The sequence below is a fragment of the Lentibacillus sediminis genome, assembly GCF_002763455.1.
Classification (GTDB): Bacteria; Bacillota; Bacilli; order Bacillales; family Amphibacillaceae; genus Lentibacillus_D; species Lentibacillus_D sediminis_A.
Map to the genome: position 1 here is coordinate 62,824 of NZ_NIXK01000009.1, position 25,850 is coordinate 88,673.

Annotated in this window: 25 protein-coding genes and 1 pseudogene; 24 read left to right on the plus strand and 2 right to left on the minus strand. The window is 42.2% G+C overall.

Annotation, left to right across the window (positions count from 1 at the left end; translation table 11 throughout):
- The first annotated feature begins 6 nt into the window (after positions 1–6).
- The 3 genes from CEG13_RS14870 (at position 7) to CEG13_RS14880 (ending at position 2,201) form a co-directional block, all read left to right on the plus strand.
- The gene (locus CEG13_RS14870; RefSeq protein ID WP_100012685.1) at positions 7–591 is read left to right on the plus strand and encodes a class II aldolase/adducin family protein; all 585 of its coding nucleotides are present in this window, start codon (positions 7–9) and stop codon (positions 589–591) included.
- A 150-nt stretch (positions 592–741) separates the two neighbouring features.
- Positions 742–1,401 carry an aspartate/glutamate racemase family protein gene (locus CEG13_RS14875; RefSeq protein WP_100012686.1) on the plus strand — a complete coding sequence of 220 codons (660 nt, stop codon included), beginning with the start codon at positions 742–744 and terminating at the stop codon, positions 1,399–1,401.
- Between the two features lie 35 nt (positions 1,402–1,436).
- Positions 1,437–2,201 (plus strand): SDR family NAD(P)-dependent oxidoreductase, encoded by a 765-nt coding sequence (locus tag CEG13_RS14880; protein WP_100012687.1) that lies wholly within the window; start codon positions 1,437–1,439, stop codon positions 2,199–2,201.
- Positions 2,202–2,307: 106 nt separating this feature from the next.
- Here the strand turns inward: CEG13_RS14880 and hisD are convergent, their stop codons facing one another.
- Both hisD and CEG13_RS14890 read right to left on the minus strand, forming a co-directional pair.
- A complete protein-coding gene (gene hisD, locus CEG13_RS14885) occupies positions 2,308–3,591 on the minus strand; it encodes a histidinol dehydrogenase (protein WP_100012688.1) in 1,284 nt (427 codons plus the stop codon).
- 122 nt (positions 3,592–3,713) lie between these two features.
- Positions 3,714–4,694, minus strand: a complete 981-nt coding sequence (locus tag CEG13_RS14890; RefSeq protein WP_100012689.1) for a LacI family DNA-binding transcriptional regulator — start codon at positions 4,692–4,694, stop codon at positions 3,714–3,716.
- Between the two features lie 465 nt (positions 4,695–5,159).
- Here CEG13_RS14890 and CEG13_RS14895 point away from each other — a divergent pair, with 465 nt between their 5' ends.
- The 21 genes and pseudogenes from CEG13_RS14895 (at position 5,160) to CEG13_RS19400 (ending at position 25,809) form a co-directional block, all read left to right on the plus strand.
- Positions 5,160–6,206 carry a LacI family DNA-binding transcriptional regulator gene (locus tag CEG13_RS14895; protein ID WP_100012690.1) on the plus strand — a complete coding sequence of 349 codons (1,047 nt, stop codon included), beginning with the start codon at positions 5,160–5,162 and terminating at the stop codon, positions 6,204–6,206.
- Positions 6,172–7,128 carry a sugar kinase gene (locus CEG13_RS14900; protein ID WP_100012691.1) on the plus strand — a complete coding sequence of 319 codons (957 nt, stop codon included), beginning with the start codon at positions 6,172–6,174 and terminating at the stop codon, positions 7,126–7,128. Before CEG13_RS14895 ends, CEG13_RS14900 begins: the two co-directional genes overlap by 35 nt.
- Before the next feature lie 13 nt (positions 7,129–7,141).
- On the plus strand, positions 7,142–7,678 hold the full coding sequence (gene hxlB / locus CEG13_RS14905; RefSeq protein ID WP_100012692.1) for a 6-phospho-3-hexuloisomerase: 537 nt from the start codon (positions 7,142–7,144) through the stop codon (positions 7,676–7,678).
- A 9-nt stretch (positions 7,679–7,687) separates the two neighbouring features.
- Positions 7,688–8,698 (plus strand): ureidoglycolate dehydrogenase, encoded by a 1,011-nt coding sequence (allD, locus tag CEG13_RS14910; protein ID WP_100012693.1) that lies wholly within the window; start codon positions 7,688–7,690, stop codon positions 8,696–8,698.
- Positions 8,699–8,711: 13 nt separating this feature from the next.
- The gene (locus CEG13_RS14915; protein ID WP_100012694.1) at positions 8,712–9,713 is read left to right on the plus strand and encodes a TRAP transporter substrate-binding protein; all 1,002 of its coding nucleotides are present in this window, start codon (positions 8,712–8,714) and stop codon (positions 9,711–9,713) included.
- Between the two features lie 109 nt (positions 9,714–9,822).
- Positions 9,823–10,305 carry a TRAP transporter small permease gene (locus CEG13_RS14920; protein ID WP_239984665.1) on the plus strand — a complete coding sequence of 161 codons (483 nt, stop codon included), beginning with the start codon at positions 9,823–9,825 and terminating at the stop codon, positions 10,303–10,305.
- Positions 10,305–11,579: a TRAP transporter large permease gene (locus CEG13_RS14925; protein ID WP_100012695.1), complete on the plus strand. Its 1,275-nt coding sequence runs from the start codon at positions 10,305–10,307 to the stop codon at positions 11,577–11,579. Before CEG13_RS14920 ends, CEG13_RS14925 begins: the two co-directional genes overlap by 1 nt.
- A gap of 13 nt (positions 11,580–11,592) precedes the next feature.
- Complete coding sequence (locus tag CEG13_RS14930; RefSeq protein ID WP_100012696.1) at positions 11,593–12,612, plus strand: zinc-binding alcohol dehydrogenase family protein; 1,020 nt, start codon at positions 11,593–11,595, stop codon at positions 12,610–12,612.
- 18 nt (positions 12,613–12,630) lie between these two features.
- Complete coding sequence (locus CEG13_RS14935; RefSeq protein ID WP_100012697.1) at positions 12,631–13,257, plus strand: bifunctional 2-keto-4-hydroxyglutarate aldolase/2-keto-3-deoxy-6-phosphogluconate aldolase; 627 nt, start codon at positions 12,631–12,633, stop codon at positions 13,255–13,257.
- The gene (gene uxuA, locus CEG13_RS14940; protein ID WP_100012698.1) at positions 13,258–14,331 is read left to right on the plus strand and encodes a mannonate dehydratase; all 1,074 of its coding nucleotides are present in this window, start codon (positions 13,258–13,260) and stop codon (positions 14,329–14,331) included.
- A gap of 1 nt (position 14,332) precedes the next feature.
- Positions 14,333–15,172, plus strand: a complete 840-nt coding sequence (locus tag CEG13_RS14945) for an SDR family oxidoreductase (RefSeq protein WP_100012699.1) — start codon at positions 14,333–14,335, stop codon at positions 15,170–15,172.
- 5 nt (positions 15,173–15,177) lie between these two features.
- Positions 15,178–15,807 (plus strand): 3-hexulose-6-phosphate synthase, encoded by a 630-nt coding sequence (gene hxlA, locus CEG13_RS14950; RefSeq protein WP_100012700.1) that lies wholly within the window; start codon positions 15,178–15,180, stop codon positions 15,805–15,807.
- Positions 15,808–15,874: 67 nt separating this feature from the next.
- The gene (locus tag CEG13_RS14955) at positions 15,875–16,054 is read left to right on the plus strand and encodes a CsbD family protein (protein ID WP_100012701.1); all 180 of its coding nucleotides are present in this window, start codon (positions 15,875–15,877) and stop codon (positions 16,052–16,054) included.
- Positions 16,055–16,327: 273 nt separating this feature from the next.
- Positions 16,328–17,077, plus strand: a complete 750-nt coding sequence (locus CEG13_RS14960; protein ID WP_100012702.1) for an SDR family NAD(P)-dependent oxidoreductase — start codon at positions 16,328–16,330, stop codon at positions 17,075–17,077.
- A 552-nt stretch (positions 17,078–17,629) separates the two neighbouring features.
- The gene (locus tag CEG13_RS14965) at positions 17,630–19,660 is read left to right on the plus strand and encodes a glycoside hydrolase family 3 protein (protein ID WP_100012703.1); all 2,031 of its coding nucleotides are present in this window, start codon (positions 17,630–17,632) and stop codon (positions 19,658–19,660) included.
- 36 nt (positions 19,661–19,696) lie between these two features.
- The gene (locus CEG13_RS14970; protein ID WP_100012704.1) at positions 19,697–20,278 is read left to right on the plus strand and encodes a hypothetical protein; all 582 of its coding nucleotides are present in this window, start codon (positions 19,697–19,699) and stop codon (positions 20,276–20,278) included.
- Positions 20,275–20,838, plus strand: a complete 564-nt coding sequence (sipW, locus tag CEG13_RS14975; protein ID WP_100012705.1) for a signal peptidase I SipW — start codon at positions 20,275–20,277, stop codon at positions 20,836–20,838. The genes CEG13_RS14970 and sipW overlap by 4 nt, the downstream gene beginning before the upstream one ends.
- 358 nt (positions 20,839–21,196) lie before the next feature.
- A complete protein-coding gene (locus tag CEG13_RS14980) occupies positions 21,197–21,784 on the plus strand; it encodes a TasA family protein (RefSeq protein WP_100012706.1) in 588 nt (195 codons plus the stop codon).
- A 159-nt stretch (positions 21,785–21,943) separates the two neighbouring features.
- Positions 21,944–24,046: a glycoside hydrolase family 3 protein gene (locus CEG13_RS14985; RefSeq protein ID WP_100012707.1), complete on the plus strand. Its 2,103-nt coding sequence runs from the start codon at positions 21,944–21,946 to the stop codon at positions 24,044–24,046.
- A 239-nt stretch (positions 24,047–24,285) separates the two neighbouring features.
- Positions 24,286–25,542, plus strand: a pseudogene (locus CEG13_RS14990) (exo-beta-N-acetylmuramidase NamZ family protein); the annotation flags it as partial.
- Between the two features lie 18 nt (positions 25,543–25,560).
- Positions 25,561–25,809, plus strand: coding sequence for an FIMAH domain-containing protein (locus CEG13_RS19400; RefSeq protein ID WP_420843805.1), 249 nt, complete (start codon positions 25,561–25,563; stop codon positions 25,807–25,809).
- The last annotated feature ends 41 nt before the right edge of the window (positions 25,810–25,850 follow it).

Sequence of the window (25,850 nt, forward strand, 5' to 3'; positions counted from 1 at the left end):
ATAAGTATGGATAAAAGTTTAGAGGAAAAGTTTGATGATGCTATATGGATTGCCCACAGCCTATTCAACCGTGGTAAAGCTACAGGTAGTGTTGCAAATTTAAGTTTTTTACATGAAGAGAAAGTTTATATCACAGGCAGCGGAACATGTTTCGGAAAATTGCGACCAAATGATTTTGCTGTTGTGGGTCTTGATGGCCATAGGTACGATAAATTAAAACCAAGTAAAGAATTGCCATTACATTTATCTGTCTTCAAAGCAAAACCCCAAACTGGTGCAGTTATACATGTCCATAGTAAATATTCTGTGCTTTGGAGTTGTGTGCCCGATTTAAATGAATCAGATTGCATTCCAGATCATACTCCATATTTAAAAATGCAGTTGGGAACTGTCGGTTTAATTCCTTATGAACATCCTGGAAGTAATGAGCTTTTTGATGCATTTAATGAACGTGTAGCAGCCAGTGATGGATGGCTTTTAAGTCATCATGGTCCCGTTGTTCCAGGGAACGATTTAATGCATGCTTTTAATGCACTGGAAGAAATGGAAGAAAGCGCTAATATTGCATGGGAGTTGCGTAATAGATTATAGTTTCTTTCTGTTTATGACTGAGGCTGATAGTCCAGTAGGTAGAAGCAATATTTTTTAAGAATATCGTAGTTGGTATCAAACCAGTAGTTACTAAGAGACGGTATCAATTGCAGCTAGTTGACAGTTATTTATTTTATTGGAGGGAATTCGATGAGTACAAAAATTGGCCTGGTTCATGCAACAATGAATTCTGTTCAACCAATTTTGCATGCGTTTCATACATATCATCCATCTGTAGACTTGATCAACGTGATGGATGAAGGACTAATTTATGAATTAAATGAAACGAATACAATTACGCAAAGTATGATTAGAAGATTAATGGACATCACAGGAAAAGCGGAAGACGCAGGTGCCGATGCTATTTTATTAACATGTTCTTCATTTTCTCCGTACGTTCCGGAAATCACACATTTATTTGGTGTGCCAACACTGAGTTCAGATGAAAGTATGTTGGATAAAGCGGTAGAAATTGGAGGTAGAATCAGCGTTATCGCAACTGTGGAAAAGGCAGGTCCGACAACAACAAACTTGTTATATAAAACGGCGGAAGAGAAAGGTAAAAAGATTGATGTCAACACTGTCGTCCTACCGGAGGCTTTCCAAGCTTTACAAAAAGCTAATCAAGCGAAGCATGACGAATTGATACATGCAGAAATTGACAAACTATCTAAGGAATCTGATGCAGTGGTACTAGCACAGTATTCTATGGCAAGTTCACTTGATTCTTACGAAAGAGGTTCTACGCCAATTTTAACTGGTCCGGAAGTTAGTGCAAATGCAATTGTTAAGCTTGCTGAAAAAGGTTAATAGGCATTGAAGTCTTACGGAAGGAATGGAAGTATATGATAAATAAACTTTTTGACCTAACAGGGAAAGTAGCCGTTATTACTGGTGCGAGCCAAGGACTTGGCATTGAGATTGCAAAATTCATGGCTGAGTCAGGAGCAGGTGTTGCACTTATCGCAAGAAATGAAGACAAGCTTAAAGCACTTGAAAAAGAACTTACAGATTCAGGACATAAGGCCCTTGCCGTACCACTCGATATAAAAGAGACAGAAAAGATCCCTACTGCTATGGGAAAAATCAATAACCACTTTGGTCAAATTGATATCTTATTAAATAACGCAGGAACAAATATTACAAAACCGGCAGAAGAGATCACTGAAGAGGATTGGGATCAAGTGCTGGATCTGAATTTAAAAAGTGCCTTCTTCTGCTGTCAAGCTGCTGCAGAATATATAAAGAAAAGCGAGAACGGAAAAATTATTAATATGTCCTCACAAATGGCTGCTGTCGGATATTATAAACGCAGTGCTTACAGTTCGAGTAAAGGTGGCATAACCCAATTGACACGAGCTCTCGCTATCGAGTGGGCTAATCATAATATAAACGTTAATGCTGTCGCTCCAACATTCGTTGAAACGCCACTTACTAAACCGATGCTAGATGATCCCGATTTTCAAAAAGATGTAATGAGCCGCATACCCCTTGGCCGGCTGGCAAAACCAGAGGATCTATTCGGGGCAATATTATTTTTAAGTTCCGCATCTTCAAGTATGGTGACAGGACAAACAATTTTTGTCGATGGTGGATGGACTGTTTGGTAAATAGTTACATCAAACAATCGGCATTAATATATAAGAAAAACCGGGCTAACTTAAACTTCGCCCGGTTTTTCTTATATTGCTTACATTTCTAATTAAAAAGTCACCTTCACCCTTTATTTCCATACTTACGAACTCGCAAAAAGGCTTGTTCAGCATGGCCGGAGAAATTTTCTAGCTGACAAAGTCTGGCGGCATATTCACCGATGTTAGCACTTTGTTCTTCAGAAGTGATTTTTTGATAGGTAACAGTTTTTAAAAACTTACCTACCCAAAGTCCTCCAGTATACTTAGCTGCTCGTTTTGTTGGCAATGTATGGTTCGTTCCAATTACTTTATCCCCATAAGCAACATTTGTTTCAGGCCCTAAGAATAGGCAACCGTAATTCGTCATGTTTTCTAAAAAGAAATCAGGATTTTTCGTTAAAATTTCCACATGTTCAAAAGCCAGACGGTCTGCTTCTTTTAAAGCCTCTTGCTCATTATCAACGAGAATAATTTGTCCGTAATCTTCCCAAGAAACACTAGCCACATCAGCAGTTGGTAAATCTTTTAATTGTCGTTCAATCTCTTTTAATGTCTCCTCAGCAATCTCTTTAGAAGTTGTAATTAAAGCACCAGGTGATGTCGGCCCGTGTTCTCCTTGTCCCAAAAGATCCGTGGCAATCATTTCAGGATCACTTGATTCATCTGCAACTACAAGGGTTTCGGTTGGACCCGCGAGCAAGTCTATTCCTACTCGTCCGAAAAGCTGACGTTTTGTTTCTGCGACAAATGCATTACCTGGCCCGACAATCATATCTACGGGGGCTATTGTTTCTGTCCCGATTGCCATTCCAGCCATTGCCTGAATTCCACCAAGGATATAAATTTCATCTGCACCTGCTTTGTGCATGGCAAAAACAGTTGCAGCTGGTATTTCGCCATTTATTGGTGGCGTGCAAGCAATCACTCGTTTCACACCAGCCACTTTAGCAGTTAAAACACTCATATGAGCAGAAGCAACCATTGGATAGCGACCACCAGGTATATAACAGCCCACACTATTCACAGGAATATTTTTATGACCAAGTAGTACATCAGGCATCATTTCTACTTCAATGTTTTTCATGGAATTTCGTTGTTCCTCAGCAAATTTTCTTATATTGCTTTGTGCAAACTCGATGTCTTTTACCGTTTGTTCAGAAATAGTCGAACATATCTCTTCAATTTGTTCCTCTGTTAATCGAAAGCTCTCTGGACTCCAGTTATCGAATTTCTTCGATAGCTCTCTGACCGCTTTATCTCCTTCATTTTCAATGTTACTAATAGTTGAACGGACGATTTCGGATACCTTTGCATCTTCTTTCTGGATATCTTCTTCTACTTTCCCTTTTTTGAGATATGTTGCCATGTTATCTCTCTCCCTCCATTTTGCATACGTATGCAAAAACGTTTTAAATAAAAAGCTATACGAATAGCTTTATAGAAAATATAAACGAAAACGGTTACAATGTCAATAAAAAAGCGTTCCTATTATTTTGTCGTATTACGGTGAATAAAATGACCTTTTAGTTTTAATGTTTCTTTATGCTTTGAATTTGTCAAAAGTAGATTTATTGTTTCATTTATCATTTCTTCTATTGGTTGTGCCCAAGTAGACAGCATATAACTTGGCCAGGAAGACATTTTTATATCATCAAATCCTATAACACTAACCTCCTCTGGCACAGATATAGACATTGCCTTTAACGCATCTAAGGCACCTATGGCTGTAACATCATTAGCTCCAAAAATCACCTCAGGCTGGTGACCGTTTTCAATCATAGTTTCCGTTAGATGATAAGATTCCTCGTATGAATAATCTCCCTCTAAAATAGTAATATCAATCCCTTTGTGTTTTAAAAAATCAGTGAAGCCCTTTTGTCTATCTCTGCTTGTTGATGTATTACTTTTTCCCGTAATAAAAACAATATCCCGATATCCTTCATCATAAATATAACCAGCAATTTCTGATGCAGCATTAATATTATCACAAGAAACAGAATCACAGTTTATATCTTTGTGATACCGGTTGAATAATATTACCGGAATGTTATTGTTATGAAGTTTGGTAACTACCTTAGAAGATAGAAGTGCATCGGTGACAATAATACCCTCCACATTATATTCTAGAAAATTATTAATTTCCTCTTGTTCAATCTCTTCATTTTCCGTATATACAAATAACACGCTAAACCCTTTCTCCTTTAACTTTTGAGTAAACATACCCAATACTTCATGATAAAAAGGGTTTTGAATATCTTTCATTGCTAGACCGACCATATTTGTCTTCTGTTTGATTAAGCCCCTTGCTAATGCATTTGGACGATAATTTAGTTCATCTGCTACCTTCAATACTTTTTTTCTTGACTTTTCAGAAACACTTGCACCACTAGTAAAAACTCGTGAAACGGTAGATTGAGAAACATTTGCCAACTTTGCTACATCCTTAGCTGAAATAACCTTCTTTTCCATGTTGATGCTCCTATCTAAACGGATTGCTTTAATTTTGGTAGGTACTAGCAACGGTGGGATCAGGTTTTAGTAGATTACCGTCCCCACCATGATACCCTTGATCTACCTCTTGTGCAATAATCACTGAAACGCTAGTAAAAATACTACACCAAGATAATCAAATCTTATTTATCCGTTAGCCGATTATATATTACATAATTTCGTCTTAACCAGACCATACCAATATATAATTGCAACAGTATTTGATGTGTAGTCTTGTTGTTCCATTAAATTTCAGGAAGTATGTCTCTATGTAATTTTTTTCTCTTCAAAAAGCTCTTTATAAAAAAACACAACCCGCCAGATAATGGAATTTAATTTTTTTATAAAAAACTATTGAAACTGAAAACCCTTTCAGTTATAATCTACTTAAATCGGTTTAGTAAATCGGTTTAGTAAATCGGTTTTGTGAAAGGGGGTCGGCAGATGAAAAAGGCAACGATGGCAGATGTAGCCAAGCATGCTGGTGTATCCAAAAGCACGGTTTCCCAGTATATCAATAACAGGTTTACTTATATGTCTCAGGCTACAAAAGCGCGGATAAAAGATGCGATTGATGAGTTGCAGTATTTTCCGAACCATACTGCTAAAAGTTTGAAGCAAAAGAAGACCAGTACGATTGGTGTCATAGTCGCCAATAGTTTGCACTCTTTTTCCAGTGAAGTTATCCATGCCATTGAGGAAGAATGTGAGAAAAATAATTTTCAAATCTTTGTTTGTAATGCGGATGATGATTCGGAAAAAGAAAGAAATTATATTGATATTTTATTAGCTAAACAAGTAGATGGATTGATTATATTCCCTACATCAGGCAACTTCGATTATTACAAAACACTGAAACAGCTGAATTTCCCAGTTGTTTTTATGGACCGGAAGATAGATGAGAACTTATACCCGACTTTTCTTTTGGATAACGATGAAGCATCTAATATGGCGGTAAAGACTTTTTCCGAGAAGGAAATTGACGAATTGGGAATAGTGTTGCCCCCTTTAAAGGAAGGTGTTACTCCACGTAGAGAAAGATTAGAAGGGTTCAAAAAGGCTTTAGCAAACAGAAATCATGAGGAATGGATAATATCAGGGGGTAAAGAGGCCATTCAAGAAAAGCTGGAAGAGCTTTATGCTGCAGGCAATTTACCAAGAGCCTTTTTTACAGTCAACGATATCTCACTTATTGAGCTATTAACATTCATAAAAAGAAAGCGCTTAAGAGTCCCTGATGATGTAAGCATTATTACAATTGATGATTCCGTTTTTCTGGATCTCCTGCAGCCGCCGATAACCGTAATCAAACAGCCGACGATTGAAATGGGAAGATCGGCAACCGAGTGCCTATTGAAATTAATTGAGGATGATGCATTAAAGCAAACCTATCAAGTAAACAGGTTTACACCAACCATAAAACAGAGAAGGTTAGTCGCGAATGAGGTGGAAGTGAATGAGCACGGAACAGAAAGTGTTAACAATCGGTGATGCGATGATAACGATGAACCCCACAACTACGGGTCCGCTGAGATTTGTGACACATTTTGAAAAGAAAGTTGGCGGAGCGGAATTTAACTTTGCCATCGCCTGCAGCAGATTAAGTCTGAATTCAACATGGATCAGCCGCTTAGGCAAAGATGAATTTGGAAGACAAATTTATAACTTTGCAAGAGGAGAAGGCATAAATACTAATCATGTAGAGCTGATGGAAAGCTATGCCACCTCTGTAAATTTTAAAGAAATAAATGAAGATGGCTCTGGTCGCACATTTTACTACAGACACGAGTCGCCAATTTTGACATTGACAGCAGAGGATATCCAAGAAGAATTGTTAGACGATGTGTCCCTTGTACATTTGACCGGTGTTTACATGGCAATAAATGAAAATAACCGGAAAGTTGCTCAAAAAGTAGTGGAATTTGCCGCCCAAAAAGGGATTCCTGTTTCATTTGACCCGAATATCCGGTTAAAACTATGGAGCATAGAAGAAGCCAGAAAAGTGTATTATGAGATCTTTCCTTATGTAGATATTCTGCTGACAGGGTTGGATGAAATCGAACAGATAACAGGCTCTTCCAGAGAAGCAGAGCTCGAGCAGTTTGCAGAAAAACATAATATCTCTGAAATGGTCATTAAAGATGGCGGGAATGGTTCCAGATTATATTCAGGGAATAAATGGATTTATCAAGATGCCTTCAAAGTAAACGTTGTGGATACTGTTGGGGCCGGGGATGGATTTGATGCCGGATATATATATAGCGCACTGAACTACAAGTCTGATACTGAAAAACTAATGTTTGCAAATGCAGTTGGAGCACTTGTTACCACCGTCTCCGGGGATAACGAGGGTTTGCCTTATCTGGAAGACGTTGAAAACTTTCTAAATGGAAAAAACATAGTAGAAAGATAGGAGGGTGTACCAGATGCAAACCTTAAAAACCATATTGGGTGAATTAGAAGATGTTTCCCGGACCGTGTATGAAGAGCATTATCATAAGCTGGTTGAAAGGTTGAAAGAGGATAGAAGGTTTTTCTTCGCTGGAGAAGGTCGGTCAGGACTGATAGCAAAGACAGCAGCAATGCGATTGATGCATAGCGGCAAAGCGGTTTTTGCAGTCGGCGAGACCACAACGCCTGCTATACAAGAAGGGGATCTCTTAATCATTGTCTCAGGGTCAGCTTCATCAGGAAATATCGTCAATTTAATAGAAAGCGCTCAGAAAAACGGGGCTGAGGTATTTTTAGTTACGACCAATACCATAAAACTGGAGCAGAATAATGGATTGCTCATCAATGCTGCCACAAAGCACAGAAAAGAAAGTGAACCTGATACCATTCAGCCGCTGGGCAATCAATTTGACCAATTTGCACATTTGCTATTGGATGCAGCAATCATAGACAGCATAGAGGCGAAAGATGCCAACAACAAACTAAAAAGGTTACACAGTAATCTGGAATAGGAGGAAGCGATGAGTACAGTTACCGTACAAGCAGATGAAGTGAAAAATCTGGTAATCGGCAAATTGGAACAAGCTGGTCTGAAACTCGATCATGCAGAGAAAATTGCTGATGTGCTGATTCATGCAGACTTGAGAGGAGTCAGTTCACACGGCGTTCTGAGAACCGAGCATTATGTAAATCGACTGCAACAAGGGGGGATGAATAATGACCCGAATATTACCGTAGAGAAAACTGGACAAGTCACTGCTGTAGTCGATGGGGATAATGGTTTTGGCCACTTGATTGCTGACAAAGCAATGTCTACTGCGATTGAATCAGCAAAAGAAAACGGGGTTGGCATGGTTACGGCGATGAACAGCAGTCACTGCGGGGCATTGAGCTATTTTGTAAACAAGGCTGCTGAAGAAAACCTGATTGGAATTGCCATGACCCATACGGATAAGATCGTTGCTCCGTTTGGAGGAAAAGAATCTTTCTTGGGAACAAACCCAATTGCATACGGAGTCCCTGCAAAAAAGCACAGGCCATTTATATTGGACATGGCAACATCTGCCGTAGCATTGGGCAAAGTACTCCAATATAAGGAGGAAGGCAAGGAGATTCCACATGGATGGGGAGTTGACGCACAAGGAAACAGCACGACAGACCCTGCAAAAGTAGAAGCTTTAACTCCATTTGGCGGTCCAAAGGGTTATGGGTTGTCTCTTGTTGTTGATATTTTTTCAGGTCTGTTAGCGGGGGCAGCTTTCGGTCCACATGTAAACAGGATGTATGATGATCTGGATCAGTACCGGCGTTTAGGGCACTATTTCTGTGTCATCAACCCTTCGTTCTTCACGGATAAAGAGAACTTCCTGCAGAACATGGATCAAATGATTGATGAACTGCACCAATCAAGCCCGGCAGAAGGATTTGACAAGGTGTTGGTACCTGGAGAAATTGAACAGATGAATGAAGAAAGAAATAAGGTGGATGGAATTAAAATCGCTTCAACTGTTTATGAGTATCTAACAAAATAAAGGGGAGATTAAAATGAAAAAATTTAAGTTTTTAGCGGTGTTACTATTTGCAAGCGTTTTATTGGCAGCGTGCGGCTCTGGTGAAGATGCGTCCGGTGATGGATCAAGCGGAGAAACAATAGAGTGGACACTGGGGCATTTAGCTAACGAAGAACACATTTGGCATAGAACTGCTGAAGAATTTGCCAGCTTAGTTAGTGAAAAGACGAATGGCGGAATTGAAATTACCATTTACCCAAACAATTCCCTGGGTGGAGAAACGGACACAATTAACTCGATTCAGGCGGGAACAGCCGACATGGTTATTTCAGGTGAAACCTTGCAAAACTGGGCACCTAAATCGGCATTGCTGGCAGCACCCTATGCATTTCGTGATATGGAGCATGTCACTTCCGTTGTTGAAGGGGATATTGGTCAGGAAATCGAACAGCAAATTATAGATGAAGCGGGTTTAACACCACTGTACTATCACAATCGTGCACCAAGAAACCTGACGTCCAATGAGCCTATTGAGACGCCGGAAGATCTGAGCGGATTCAGCATGCGGGTTCCAAACGTTCCTTTATTCCTGGATGTGTGGGAAGCCGCTGGAGCAAACCCGCAGGTAATGGACTTTAACGAAGTTTTCACGGGAATACAGCAAGGGGTTATTGATGGGCAGGAAAACCCGGTTGACCTAATCCAAAGCGGTGGACTTTATGAAGTTCAGGACTACGTAAATAGAACAGAACATGTTCGTTCCTGGATCTATGTATTGGTTGGAAACGAGCAGCTGGCGTCACTGAATGATGAACAAAGAGCAGCAGTCATGGAAGCAGCAGAAGAAGCACAGCAATATGGTAAAGAATTGTACGATGAAGAAATTCAAACGATTGAAAGCGAATTAATGGAAAGTGGAATGGAATTCGTCGAAGTAGATCAAGAAGCATTCCGGGAAGCGATGATTCCAGCAGTGGAAAACTCCCTGACCGAAGAACAGCTGGATCTTTATAACAGAATTCTGGAAGTAGAGTAGAAAATACAGAGGGCATGATCCATAAAAGTAATATCAAGGCAGCGCAAGATGGATCATGTCCCTTTTTCTAATTTTGTACTCTGAGGGAATTTGGAAAGGGATGGTGAGGATGAATAAACTGATAGGACGTGTACTTGGTTTTTTGACCATTCTAAGTTTCGTTGGTGTTATTAGTGCCGTAATGGTGCAGATCATGTCCAGGTATCTGCCATATAATGCGGCATGGACAGAGGAAATAACAAGATATTTCTTTATATTTACGGTGTGCTTTGGTGCCCCTTTAGGGTTATTAAAAGGAGAATATATTAATGTGGACATTATTGTCTCCAGAATTCCCTTGTTCATTCGAAAGTATTACGAGATAGGTATATTTCTATTAATCTTCATTTTAAATATCGTTCTCATCATAGAGGGTGTTAAATTCACACAAATTGGACACAGCCAAATGTCGGCAACCATGGGCTTTCCAATGTCGTACATCCACGTTGGATTTGTCATTTTAGGTGTGTTTTTGGCTTACTACTCGATTGTTCAAATTGTACGGATATTAAAGAACCAATACAATTTTGAACAAGGCTACGAGGAGGAATAATTATGGCCGGGTTACTATTTATTTCATTTATTGTTTTGATATTTTTAGGGGTACCAGTTGCCTTCAGTCTGGGTGTATCATCTTTATTATATTTGATTATTGCAGACATCCCTTTATCAATCATCCCACAACGAATGTTTGGCGGTTTAAACTCATTTACATTACTTTGTATACCGGGATTTATTCTTGCCGGTAATTTAATGAATGCCGGCGGGATTACTGATCGTATCATTCATTTTGCAAATAGCCTTCTTGGGCATATTCGCGGTGGATTAGGTCTTGCGAACGTCGGAGCCTCGATGGGATTTGCCGGCATCTCCGGAACAGCCCTCGCGGATACAGCGAGTATTGGGTCGGTTATGATACCTTCCATGAAGAAACAGGGCTATGGTGCAGGATTTTCATCTGCTGTAACAGCATCTTCCTCTGTGGTTGGGCCAATTATCCCGCCGTCTCTGCCAATGATCATTGTGGGTACCCTTGGGGCCATTTCTATTGGCGATCTATTTGTAGCTGGTGTTATACCTGGTGCATTACTGGGTCTTGGTTTAATGATTCCGACCTATTTAATTTCAGTCAAAAGAAACTACCCAAAAGGGGAAAGAAGTTCACTGAAAGAAATATTCAGCAGTTTTTGGGGAGCTTTTTGGGCTTTATTTATGACAGTAATTATCTTATACGGTATTTTGGGAGGTTACTTTACTCCTACAGAAGCCTCTATTATTGCTGTTTTGTATGCAATCATTGTTGGCCTGTTTATTTACAGAGAGTTGACAATCAAGGACTTGCCTGGGGTTATTTTAAACTCAATGACCACTGCAGCTTCTATTATGCTGCTGGTTGCATTCGCGAATTTATTTGGATGGATTATGACAAGAGAACAAATACCACAAATGATTGCTGATTCCATCTTAGGTTTTTCGACAAATGCAGCAGTAGTTATTTTGCTTATCATGTTGCTTTTGTTATTTGTGGGAACATTTATGGAAACCATTGCAGCACTGGTAATCCTTTTCCCTGTATTGCTTCCTGTAGCAACGCAAATTGGCATGGATCCAATCCAGTTTGGTGTAGTGATGGTCCTGACGCTAATGCTGGGATTAATGACTCCGCCTGTGGGGGTTTGTCTGTTTGTGGCATCGCAGATAGGAAGAGTCTCTATGGGTAAAGTGACAATTGAATTAATTCCATTCTTTGCGGTTGGAATTTTTGTGCTGTTACTTGTAGCTTTTGTTCCACAAGTTACGTTATTTTTACCAAGTCTTTTTGAATAGGAGTGAGTAGGTAATGAAAGCAGTTATCTTTCCGGAACCCCATACCATGGAAGTAGTTGATATTGACAAACCGCAAATTAAAAAAGACCACGAGGTATTGCTGAAAATAAAGCGAGTCGGCATTTGCGGTTCAGATATGCATATCTACCATGGGACAAACCCGATGGCCACATATCCAAGAATTGTTGGGCATGAGGTAGCAGCAGAAGTGGCAGCGACTGGTTCAGATGTAACTAATGTGTCAGTTGGAGACCATGTAGTGGTAGAGCCAATTAGATATTGCGGTGAGTGTTTTGCATGTAAAAATGGCAGACCAAATGTATGTAAAGAATTATCCGTTTTCGGAGTGCATGAAGATGGCGGGATGAGAGAATTTGCCGTAATGCCGGCAAAGCAGGTGCATAAAGTGAATGCCGAGATTGATTGGGATGAAGCGGTAATGGCTGAACCATATACAATCGGCGCCCAGGCGGCTTGGAGAGGGAATGTACAAGCAGGACAGACTGTCTTCATTCAAGGAGCTGGTCCTATCGGCATTACCGTTTTGAAAATGGTGAAACTGCTTGGTGCGAATGTCATTATCTCAGATATTATGAACGAACGTTTGGAATTTGCGAAAGAGAACGGAGCCGATCATACCATTAACCCTTCAGAATCGGATGTGACAGCAAAAATTAGTGAGATCACAGAAGGAGAAGGCGCAAATGCGGTTATTGACGCGGTAGGAACCCCGAAAACCTTTGAACTAAGTGTCGATGTGGCATCTCCTGCCGGCTATGTAGTCACATTGGGCTTTGATAAAAAACCTTCTGCCATCGCAATGATGCAAATCACCAAAAAAGAGCTGACAATTGCGGGTTCCAGGCTGCAGACCAATCAATTTGAAAAAGTTATCGATCTAATCAACACAAGACAACTGACGCAAAATGGACTGGTTACTCATAAATTTCCGTTAAGCGAGGTACAAGAGGCGCTTACATTTGTTGAGGAAAATCCTCAGAAAGTCAGAAAAGCCGTCATTGAGTTTGATTAAGAAAGAAGGAGAATCTTGATGTTAAAGTCAGAAGTCATCGATCGAATTCGACTTTCAAAAATAATAGCAGTAATAAGGGCAGATAGTGCAGAAGAAGCTTTAGCAATCGCCAAATCCTCTTCTGCAGGTGGTATTAGTATTATTGAATTGACGTATACTACTCCTTCTGTGGATGAAGTTTTTAAAAAGCTGGATTCCGCTGACACGCTTGTAGGAGCAGGGACTGTTCTCGATGTCCAAACAGCAAGGAATGCCATTTTGGATGGAGCAGATTTCATTGTAAGTCCTCATTTTGATTCCGAGATTGCCAAGTTATGCAATCGGTACAGTGTCCTGTATATGCCTGGATGTATGACGATAAAAGAAATATTGCATGCGCTTGAATATGATTGCTCTATTATTAAGCTATTTCCGGCAAATGCTTTTGAACCAAGCTATATTAAAGCAATAAAGGGACCAATACCAAATGTTGAAGTAATGCCGACAGGAGGCATTAACAGAGACAACATCAATGGGTGGCTAGATGCAGGGGCTTTTTCCGTTGGTATTGGCAGTGATTTGACCAAGGCCTACAAAAAAGATGGATCAAACGGCGTATCAAAACTGGCCCGAAGTTATGCAGAAGCAATAAGGGGGCAGAGATAAATGAATATCACGTTTCGGTGGTTTGGCAGAGACAATGATACCGTTTCTTTGCAGGACATCAAACAAATCCCTGGTGTCAAAGGAATTGTATGGGCATTGCATAAATTGCCCCCAGGGGAGGTTTGGGAAGAACAGGCGATAAAAAAGGAAGTCGACTATATTAAGTCTTTTGGTTTTCATGCAGATGTGGTGGAGAGCGTTAATATTCATGAAGCTATTAAAATAGGAAACAGTGACAGGGATCGGTATATTGACAATTATAAACAGACAATTAAAAACCTGGCGTGTCATGGCGTTAAAGTTATTTGTTATAATTTCATGCCTGTTTTTGATTGGGTAAGAACGAACATGCGAGAACCTTTGCCGGATGGATCCACAGCCCTGTTTTACGAAAAATCAGTCGTTGAAAATACCGACCTTAAAGCAATGGCGGATGATGTGTTAAATTCCAGTGATTTAACGCTGCCCGGCTGGGAACCTGAAAAGCTCAGTCAGCTCGAAGGCTTGCTGGAAGAGTACAAAAATATAACAGAGGAAGACCTCTGGAACAACCTGGCTTATTTTTTGCATGAAGTATTGCCTGTGGCAGAAAGCAATGGCATTAAGCTGGCTATCCATCCGGACGATCCGCCATATCCTGTTTTTGGATTGCCGAGGATTATGAAAAAAGAAGCGGATTTAGAGCGTATGCTGACAATATCGGATTCCCCATCCAATGGTCTGACATTCTGTTCTGGAGCCCTGGGGGCAAACCCAGACAATGACACGGTAGATATTATTAAGAAATTTGCTGAAGAATCACCTTTCCTGCATGTCAGAAACATAAAGATTCATAACAATGGAGATTTTATCGAAACCTCTCATCTGACCCGGGATGGCTCGATTAATATTAGAGACATTGTCAGGCATTTAAGCGAGATAGACTATGATGGCTACATCAGACCTGACCACGGAAGGCATATTTGGAATGAAGAATCCAGACCTGGCTATGGATTGTTTGACAGGGCTCTTGGAGTTATGTACCTGAATGGGTTGTGGGATGCCTTTAATAATGGCGGAAAGGAGCAGAACTAACATGTTTCCAATTCATGAAAATCTAAAAGGGAAAGTAGCTGTAATCACAGGCGGAAGCGGTGTTCTGTGTTCTGCCATGGCAAAAGAATTGGGCAGACAAGATGTAAAAGTTGCGATATTAAACAGAACGCTGGAAAAAGGTCAAAAAGTAGCGGATGAAATCAATCATAGCGGCGGAGAAGCTATAGCTATTGCTGCCAATGTGCTTGAGACCGATACATTATATAAAGCGAAAGAACAAATTATTAATCGGTATGGAAAGATAGATATATTGATCAATGGTGCAGGTGGAAACCATCCTGATGCAATTACATCTGAAGAGACATATGGTCCGGATGAAAAAGCAGAGAAAGCCTTTTTTGACCTGAAAGAAGAAGGTTTTTCAAAGGTGTTTGACAGCAATTTCACAGGAAGCTTTTTAGCATGCAAAGTATTCGGGGATGCACTTCTGGAGCAATCTGGTTCCACTATCCTCAATATTTCCTCTATGAGCGCGTATGCTCCAATGACAAAAGTGCCCGCGTATTCTGCGGCAAAAGCAGCAATTAACAATTTTACAATGTGGCTTTCTGTTCATTTTGCCAATACGGGTTTGAGAGTAAATGCTATTGCTCCAGGTTTCTTTCTGACTACACAAAATGAAAATCTATTATTAGATGAAAATGGCGGTCATACATCAAGGGCAAAGAAAATAATTAACAATACACCAATGGAGCGATTTGGAGATCCCAATGATTTAATCGGCACATTGCTTTGGTTGGTTGATTCGGATTACTCCGGCTTTGTAACGGGTGTAACTATCCCTGTCGATGGCGGTTTTATGGCGTATTCTGGAGTGTAATAAAGATGAAACTACAACTCGCACTAGACCGTCTAACAAGAGAACAATGCATCCAACTAACGAACGAAACAAGCGAATCCATCGACATCATCGAAGTCGGAACTGGTGTAATTAAAGAATATGGGATGCCGATTGTCAGGGAAATACGCCAGCTTTACTCGGATAAGTTGATCCTTGCCGACATGAAGACCTGTGATGCAGGAGCGCATGAGGCAAAACAGGCATTTGAAGCAGGCGCAGATATTACAACCGTCATGGCATTTTCTTCAGAGGCAACTATATTAGACACGCTTCAGGTGGCTGATAACTATAAAAAACGAATCATGATTGATCTGCTCGGAGTTACATCAAGAGAGAAGATCGCGTGGTTAAAAAAATTGAATGTGGACCTGGTAAGTTTGCATATTGGCAAAGACCAACAGCAGTCGGGTGCAAAATTTGATACAAGTGTTTTTTCCCTTGTGAAGAACGTTGATATGGAGGTTGCTGTTGCCGGGGGAATCGGAATTGATACATTGCCTGATGTTATAACGGAAAAGCCTGATATAGTCATTGCAGGCAGTGCTATTACGAAAAGCCAGAACCCCAGAGAGACTGCTGCAAAAATGAAAAAGCAAATAAAACAGCAAGACTAAGAAAGAATCAGATCCAAGGTTTAACTCCTCCCCAAAACGTGTATCGTACCTACAAGGAGGAGTTACCATGAATAACAAAACCTCGGACAAAGTAAAGGGAAAAGTCAGCAAGGCAAAAGGTGAAGTGAAAGACCAGGCGGGAAACGCAATGAATAACCAAAAAATGCAGGCGAGCGGAAAGAAGGACAAAACCAAAGGGACCTTCCAGGATCCGGAGGGTGACAATCGCCGCCGCCCGCGTTATTAATTCCAAAGAACCAGGCTGTCGAAACGAAGTTGTTTCGCCAGCCTGGTTCTTTGTGCCCGGAATACGTTGCTTATGTCAAATGCGGTCCTCTCCTAAAACTAAATTACTACTCGTATCTTTTTCTAACCCCCTTAAATTGATCAATAATTCACAAATGCTTCTTATGAAATCTTCGTTTATATACAACTTTATTTGGCAAGATATAAAGTGGAGAGTTCATTATTTTCCTGATTAAAATCTACAAACTATAACTGCAAGGAGGAACGAAAGATTATGGCAGAGCGTTTCAGAAATAAAACAATCATTGTAACAGGCGGAGCAAGTGGAATTGGTGAAGCAACCGTAAAGGAATTTGCAAAAGAAGGTGCAAATGTTGTTATTTCGGATATGTCTGATAAGGGAGAAAGTTTATCGGATCAACTGAATCAAGACGGGTATGATACAACGTTCATAAAAGCAGATGTTACGAAGGAAGATGAAGTTAAAAGCCTGGTGGAATCAACAGTTGATAAATATGGCAGTCTTGACGTTCTTTTCGCGAATGCAGGAATTGGCGGCATGACTCTTGTACACGAAACGGACTTTACAGAATGGAAGAAAATAATTGATGTCAACTTACATGGGGTCTTCCTTTGCAATAAATATGCAATTGCTCAAATGCTGAAACAAGAAAACGGCGGAGCAATTGTCAACAATGACTCTATTCACGGGGTTGTTGGAAAAATGAGTGTCGGGGCCTATAGTGCTGCTAAAGGCGGGGTAAAGCTATTAACGCAAACGGAAACTGCAGAATACGCCGCGAAAGGAATTCGTATAAATAATGTTAATCCTGGTTATACAGATACTCCTTTACTCTCAGATTTGCCAGAGGAAGCAAAACAGGAGTTGATCAATCTTCATCCAATCGGTCGCTTAGGAAAACCAGAAGAAGTAGCAAAAGCTGTTCTTTTCCTGGCGAGTGATGATGCATCCTTTATTACAGGAGCAAGCCTTCTTGTTGATGGTGGATATACAGCAGTATAATCAAGTGAGATATGAAGCAAGGCTCTCGAAACAACGAGTAACGTACTTACAAGAAGTGTTGCGCTGAGCCGCCCTCGTTAATAGTTTTCAAAAACCAGGCTGTCGAAACGAAGATGTTTCGACAGCCTGGTTTTTTGTCTTCGGGTAGTAATCAGCAGCCAACGACAAAGTTGCCAACCAAGGCGTAAATTGTAAAAAACCCACCAACAAACACTTAGCAAAATACCACAAATACCGCAGAAATATATGAATGAATAATCATTCAATTATCACCTTTCAATAAAATGCGAAAAATGTACTAGGTAATAAGATGTTAACATTATAAAAATATCCTGAAATTTAATTACAAAGGACCATAGACGACCGTGTAAGAACTTGGTAACCTGTGTGTAATAATAGAACATTTCACAGAATTATGTCTCAGCAATTCTTCGACGCATCTGGCCATAGCCCGCCAAATCTATTAACTTTGGCGAATGAAAGGAGGCAGGTATATCGACTGTTGTCACCCTTGGTTCAGGAACATCCATTCATTTTAGGAGGAGGAAAACCATGCAAAATCGTCCATTATTGTCGATCCTTTCGCTGCTACTGGTTTTTACGCTCATCTTCCCGGTTAGCACCCTGGCCGATAGTGAAGATGGAACAAGAGATGAAATCCTTAGTATAATGAGTGACATGACGCTGGAAGAAAAGATTGGGCAGTTATTTATCGTCCATGTGTACGGAAAAACCCCGACCGATCCTAACTATGAACAAATCAACATGAATAACAACCGCGGAGGAAAAAATTTCAAAGAAGTCATTGAGAATTATCATATCGGTGGCGTGATTTATTTTAACTGGACCGATAATATCGGGATTCCTGTCGATACCGCACAAGTGAATGCGCTTTCAAATGGTTTGCAGGAGATTGCGATGGATCAGCGGAGTGAGATTCCGCTCTTCATTTCGACAGACCAGGAAGGCGGCATTGTGCAAAGGGTGACAAGTCCTGGCACCGTCTTTCCGGGCAATATGGCGCTTGGTGCGACACGGTCCGAAGCGTACGCAGCCGAGTCAGCTGGCATTCTGGGTGAGGAACTGAAGAGTCTTGGGATTAACATGAACTTCGCCCCTGTTGCGGACGTCAATATCAATCCGGCGAATCCGGTGATCGGGGTACGGTCTTTTGGTGAGGATCCTGGTTTGGTTTCACGTCTGGCTGTTGCACAAGTAAACGCATACCAGGAAGAAAATATTATTCCATCGGCGAAACACTTTCCTGGCCACGGGGACACGAATGTGGATTCCCATTACGGGCTGCCGATTATCGACCATGATCTGGAGACACTGCATGAAGTAGATTTAGCACCATTTAAAGCTGCAATTGACGCAGGCGTCGATTCCATTATGACGGCCCATATTGTCGTCCCGGCTCTTGATGACTCCGGACTGCCGGCAACGCTTTCTGAGCCGATTCTTACCGATTTATTGCGCGGGGAGATGGGTTTTGAAGGATTAATTGTCACCGACAGTCTTGGTATGTCAGGCGCAAATGTTGTTCCGGAGGATCGTGTTGCTATTGAAGCGTTCAAAGCCGGAAACGACATTCTTCTCAACCCGCCGAATGTTGAACTGGCATACAACAGCATGATGGAAGCTGTCGAAAGCGGGGAGATCAGTGAAGAGAGAGTAGATGAGTCCGTTTATCGTATTTTAGAAGCAAAAATGGATAAAGGGCTTTTTGAAGACCCGTACACTGCTCCGGAAGCAATTGAAAATATCGGCACGGAAGATCATTTGCAGACTGCCGAGGAAATTGCCAACAGAAGTATTACACTGGTGAAAAATGAGGGTGACGTATTACCGCTAGACGGCAGTGGTGATGTATTCATTACCGGGCCATCAGCAGCGAAACCTGGTTTGCTTTCTGATGAGTTAAATGAAAAAGGGATAGAGGCATCCAGTTTTGCAACTGGGACAAGCCCGACTGGTGCACAAATCGATGAGGCGGTAGCGAACGCGGAAGATGCCGATAAAGTCATTGTCACAACGTATACCGCCAACACCAATGCGGCACAAGAGCAGCTGGTGCAGGAACTGGAGGCAACTGGCAAACCGGTCATTGTGGCAGCGATCCGGAACCCGTATGACCTGATGGTATTTCCGGAAGTGGATGGTTATTTGACAACATATGGCTTCCAGGATGTGTCGGTGAAGGCACTGGCAAATGTCATCGCAGGGGAAGTCAATCCATTCGGAAAACTCCCGGTCACAATCCCTGACTTATATGAGTATGGGCATGGATTGGATTATGTGGAAACAGAAGAGAGCGCCGATGGCATGAAGGCACTCGTTGAAACCTTGGTAGAAGAGGGAGAAATCGAGGATGGCGGTACAGAACGCTCCATAACGATGCATCTGCGGTCTGTGAGCCATTTTGAAGAAAGGGATTCGGCAGATAAAGTCGTGAAACATATGGAGAATTTCAAAATACTGCTCGATCATTACAGAGATAATGAGATGATTTCAGCGAAGGCTCACAGTTATCTTGTGACGGAAGCTGACAGGTTGATCGAGAACTGGTCACAGGTTGAGTAGCACGAATGAGCTGGATTTTAAGAAGGTGTTTATCTTATGAGACGTCACCGTTTAGTCATGAATGTGATTGTTAAAATGTTTGCTGCGGCTTACTTGTTGTTTTGCATCGGTTTTCTGCTTAATAAGCCGACAACTGCTCATTACAGTGATTTTGAGAGCGTTTCCGTTATCATTTCGGCTGCTGAAGGTTCCAATGAGGAAGAAAGTGAGGATCCGGAAGAAGCAGATGCGGATCCTGACACAGAGGAGGAGGAGCATACGGAGCCATCTGAAACGGGAGACGAGGAGCAGGAAGAGGTAAATGAGGTAAATGAGGTAAATGAGGAAGAGGAAGAAAATAAGGAAACCACTTCATCTTCTGAATCAACCGAAGAGAAAGCCGCAAAGGAAACAGAAGACGCAGCAAATACATCAGAAGACAAGGCACAGGAGAAAACCGAGCCCAAGGAAGAAGAACCGACAAATACCGAGGAACCAAATCAATCTACAAAAACAGACAGCAAAGATGCAGAAAAGAACAAAGCCGAAGCAGAACAAGCGAATACTTCCAAAACAAACACCAGCGAAAAGTCGAATGAAACTTCGGAGTCAAATCCGGAACGGGGTGATGAAAAATGATTAGGCGGATCATGAAAGGGATAAGCTCCATCACTACATTTCTATTATTTGTCCTGTTAATTGCAACCGCGCTGATGGTGATCTCTTTCCGGGCATCGGGCGGGGAGGCAGATCTTTTCGGCTATCAAGTAAAATCGGTCCTCTCCGGCTCGATGGAACCAGAGATGCAAACGGGGTCGATTATTGCAATCAAACTGGGCGGGGATATGACACGATTTGAAAAAGGTGATGTGATCACATTCCGAAACGCTGACAATATACTCATCACTCACCGGGTTGACCAAGTAATGGAAGGCGGGGAGCAATATATTACCAAGGGGGATAACAATGAAGAGGCTGATTCCGAGCCAGTGATTGCGCAAAATATCGTCGGCACCTACACGGGATTCACCATACCATATGTCGGTTATGCGATGAGTTTTGCTAATACCCCTGAAGGTGCTGCACTCCTGCTTATTTTACCAGGGCTTATGCTGTTTGGTTACTCTGTTGTTACCATCTGGCGTGTGCTGGGACGACTGGAAGGTTCAGAAGGCAAAGCTGTAAAGGAGAATCATTAATTGTGTGTTCAAAAACGAGGATGAAAAGGACCGAGAAGTTCGAGGTGGCGCAGCTTTGAGCAGACGATCCAGCACGCAGGAAAAGTGGTTTTCTTTTCCAAGGAACGGAGCGTATGCTTTTAGATACGTGAGTAGCGGAAAAGCAAGCCAACGAGCTTCCACAGGATGTGGTGACTTCTGCGTTGCCCACAGGACGTGGGCGGTTTTAGCAGAAGATCCCCCTATGACGTGTCATTTTCACCGGAGTTTTTTGAACATCCTCTTAGAATAGTTTGTAATGCCCATAGATACCCAATCTATGAGGTATTCCAATAAATATCCCAATAGTCTTGGGAAAAATTTAAAGGGAGGAATTCAAATGGGTATTAAAAAGCAACTTGGCATGGGTGTGTTGACGGCGGGACTTGGTTTATCGTTAATCGGAGGGGGAACGTTTGCGTATTTCAGTGACAGCGAGACATCAAACAATACATTTGCGGCGGGGACGCTGGACTTAGCTGTGGAGCCTACGGAAGTAATTGATGTGGAAAATATTTCGCCTGGTGAATCATATACCCGGGATTTTGAACTTGAGAACAACGGCTCAACGGATATTAACAGTGTGCTCCTGGAGACTGATTATTCCGTTATAGATGCAGAAGGCGACAATACAGATGACTTTGGAAACCACATTCAGGTGGAGTTTTTATACAATGCGGATCAGCTGAATGAGGTGGTTTTTGAAACAACGTTGGCTGAACTGCGAGACATGACACCTGAAGCTGTACAAGAAGAAGTATTCCTTCCGGCGCTTGAAGAAGATGGTCTGGAAACAGGTACGAGCGATGACCTCGTTGTTACATTCACCTTCGTCGATAACGGAGAGGATCAAAACCAATTCCAGGGTGATTCGCTAAATCTGGAATGGACATTTAATGCCCAGCAAACAGCAGAAGAGGAAGAGTAATAGATCAACTAACACAGAGGGGCAGGATGAATGGAGCCTGCCTCTTTCATGTACAAGTACCATATTTTTACTCACATCGATTGGCGAAAGAGTTTTATGGGACTTTTTTAAAGGAGAAAATTAGCAGATCAAAGATTCATATGAGAGGAGAGAGTGAAAGTGAAGAAAGCAGTTCAATCTCTAAGTTTCGTGTTATTGCTTGTTCTTCTTACGGCACAAGTCTCGACCACTGCACAATCATCTTTGACCCAACAAGGTAATAAGCCTGCTGAAATGCTTAATAATGCGAATCAACAGATGATTCAACAAATGATTCAACAAATGGATCCGAAAGAAAAAATCGGCCAGCTTGTGATGCCATCCACTCATGATAACGAGCAGAACATGCCGAATGAGGACACCGAAGAGCTGATTAAAGAGTACAAAGCCGGTTCTGTCATCATTTACGGAAACCGTGACGCCAGCACGACGGCAGCCTATAACAATCAACTCCAGGAATGGGCATCGGATACGCGTATGAATGTACCATTATTTTCAACAGCTGATCTTGAATATGGTGTTAACCAGCATGTAACAGATGCTACAGCATTTCCTCGTCAAATGGGAATTGCTGCAACAAGAGATTTAGAAGCAGCTAAGGAAATGGCAAGTGTCACAGCAAAAGAAATGAAAGCAACAGGATTTAACTGGAATTATTCCCCGCTTGCTGATGTAAATACCAATCCGAACAATCCTGTGATTGGCGTACGTTCCTTTGGAGAAAATACCGAGCTCGTTTCGGATATGACTGTTGCCCAAGTGGAAGGGTATCAAGAAAATGGCGTATTATCGACGCCAAAGCATTTTCCGGGGCATGGGGATACGAGTGAAGACTCTCATTATGACCTGCCTTCTGTCGGATACGACCTGCAAACACTAAAAGAGGTCCATCTTCCACCTTTCCAAGCTGCCATTGATGCTGGTGCTGCATCGATTATGACATCCCACGTAATCATTGAAGCTATTGATCCAGAGCTTCCGGCAACATTGTCAGAAGATGTTTTGACTGGATTGCTTCGTGAAGATATGGGCTTTAACGGGATTATCGTAACGGATGCTATGTCGATGCAAGCTATTAAAGATAATTGGGGAGCAGGTGAAGCAGCCGTCATGACAATTCAGGCAGGAGCAGATATCGTCATGGCTACTGGAACATTGGAGGAACAAAAAGAAACCTTTGAAACTCTGCTTGCCGCCTATGAATCAGGTGAGCTTTCACAAAAACGCGTAGACGAGTCCCTTCAGCGGATTTTGTCAACAAAGGTGATCTATGGGCTTTTTAATGATCGTTATGTCGATCCACAAGAAGCGACAGATATTGTGAATACGGAATCCCACAAGGAATTGGCGCAAAGCATGGCACAGGACTCGATGACTCTCGTGAAAAATGATGATACTTTGCCTTTTGATCCTGAATCCAATGAATCTACTTTTGTTGTTGGTCCGGAAATCTACAATCAAAGTCACTATATGGAAGATATTGCTGGTGCCGTGCAAGAGAAAACGAATGGGGAAGTGGAGACGTATGTCACTTCCGAAAATCCATCCGAAAGCGAAATTGATGAAGTCGTCCAGCGTGCCGAACATGCAGATCGAATCATTGTTTCTACTTTTTCTGCCAGCGAACTTGCTGATGGTCAAAGCCAGTTGGTTAATGCCTTGGAGGAAATTGAAACTCCGGCTGTGTCCATATCTTTAGGCCTTCCATACGACATTAAGGAATACCCTGATGTGGATGCACACATAGCAACATACGCTATTGAAAGATGGGGTTCAGCTGTCCCGGTCTCCTGGGAAGCTGCTGTCGATGTCATTTATGGTGCAAATCCGGGAGGCAAACTTCCGGTAACCATTGAAGGTCATTATGAGTTTGGTCATGGAGAGGATTATGAGGCAGAGGCGGAGCCACCTGAAAGTGCAGATGATATTAAAGCACATGTTGATCGGCTGGAGGATGAAGGAGCATTTGAAAGTGATATCGCTTCGCATGCTCTGAAACGTCATTTGACCGCAGTTAGCCATTATGAACAACAAGAAGCAGCAGAAAAAGTTATCAAGCACATGCAAGGATTTAAAAGTTTACTGGATTATCAACAAGATAATGATTTGATCTCGCTAGACGCATATAACCTTCTTCAGTCTCAGGCAGATGCGTTAATTGCGAAATGGGAAGCGTCCACTTTCTATTCAGATCGGGAGATGGCGCGCATATCGAGCACTTAAGTGAAGTGATAGGCCCACATGCACCTGGTAGCGAGGTGGAAAAGGAAGCATCCAAGTATAGACTTTCAGCATGAGAATGCGTTGATTTCTACGGAGGCATTTAATTTTCTCCAGGATGATGCGGATGCTTTGATCGAGGAGTGGCAATAGTTTGATAGTTTGGAAGTACAAGGTCATCCTGGGCAGAGTGGTAAACTTTCCCAGGGTGCCTTCAAAAATTAAAAATGGAGGGGAAATCAATGAAAAAATGGTTTTTCATGGCTTTGGCGGTTGTCCTTTTGCTGGCATTAATACCGGCAGCGGCAGTTACCGGTATTGGAAAGACGGATTCAACGGGTGAGGAAAGTTTTTCGGCTGGTGTGGAAGTACTGCTTGATGAAGAACTGGATCAGCTGGAAGGCAAAAATGTTGGGCTGATCACGAATCCGACTGGTGTTGACCAGGAATTAAACAGTATTGTCGATACGCTGCACAATCACCCGGATGTGAATCTTGTTTCCTTATACGGGCCGGAACACGGTGTGCGCGGCAGTGAACAGGCCGGGGATTATGTTGAGTTTTATATTGATGAAAGAACAGGGCTGCCTGTTTACAGTTTGTACGGGGAAACGCGGAAACCGACACCGGAAATGCTGGAGGGCGTTGATGTCCTGCTGTTTGACATTCAGGATGTCGGCACACGTTTCTACACGTATATCTACACGATGGCTTATGCGATGGAAGCCGCTGCGGAAAATAACATCGAATTTATGGTGCTTGACCGTCCGAACCCGATCGGCGGTGTCAATGTAGAGGGGCCAGTGCTTGATCCTGACTACTCATCGTTTGTCGGATTGTACCCGATTCCGCTTCGCCACGGCATGACGGTTGGCGAGCTGGCATTGTTATTTAACGATGAGTTTGACCTTGGAGCGGATTTATCAGTGGTCGAAATGAATGGATGGGAGCGTTCCGATTATTACGATGAGACACCGCTTGAATGGGTGCTTCCGTCACCAAATATGCCGACATTGGATACAGCTATCGTCTATCCGGGTGCCGCTTTGATCGAGGGGACGAATGTTTCGGAAGGACGCGGCACAACCAAGCCGTTTGAATTGATTGGTGCGCCATTCATTGATGGTGCCGAACTTGCAGAACAGCTGAATGATGCAGGACTTGCTGGTGTGCAATTCCGTTCTGCCTATTTCACACCGCAGTTTTCCAAACATGCTGGTGAGCTGTCCGGCGGCATTCAAATTCACGTAAAGGACAAAACAGCTTATCAGCCTGTGAAAACCGGTCTTACCATCGTTAAAACGATTCATGACATGTATCCGGATGACTTTGCATTCCGCGCTGAAAACAGCCAGGGCGTCTCCTTTTTTGATAACCTGATCGGCAATGGCTGGGTGCGCGAGGCGATCGAAAATGGCACATCCGTTGATGAGATCATCGCCAACTGGCAAGAAGGTTTGGAGGAGTTTAAAGACGTACGGAGAGATTACCTCCTGTATACCACAAGCGCCCAGGAGATGATCGACATGGCGGAACAATTTGAAGCAGAAGGGGCGTTTGCAAATGATGGAGCAGCTCGTTCCTTAAAGGTCCATTTGAAGGCCGTGGAACGGTTTGAACAAAGGGCTGAAGCTGACAAAGTCGAAAAGCATATCAACAGTTTTAAATTGCTACTTGACCACCATCTGGGTAATGAGCTGATTTCCGAGGATGCGTATGAGGCGCTTTATGGAAAAGCGGAATCGATGATTGGCCAGTGGGGGTAGTTTCATAGGGTGGTTCCTTCGGCGGGCCGCGGCTCGCCGTG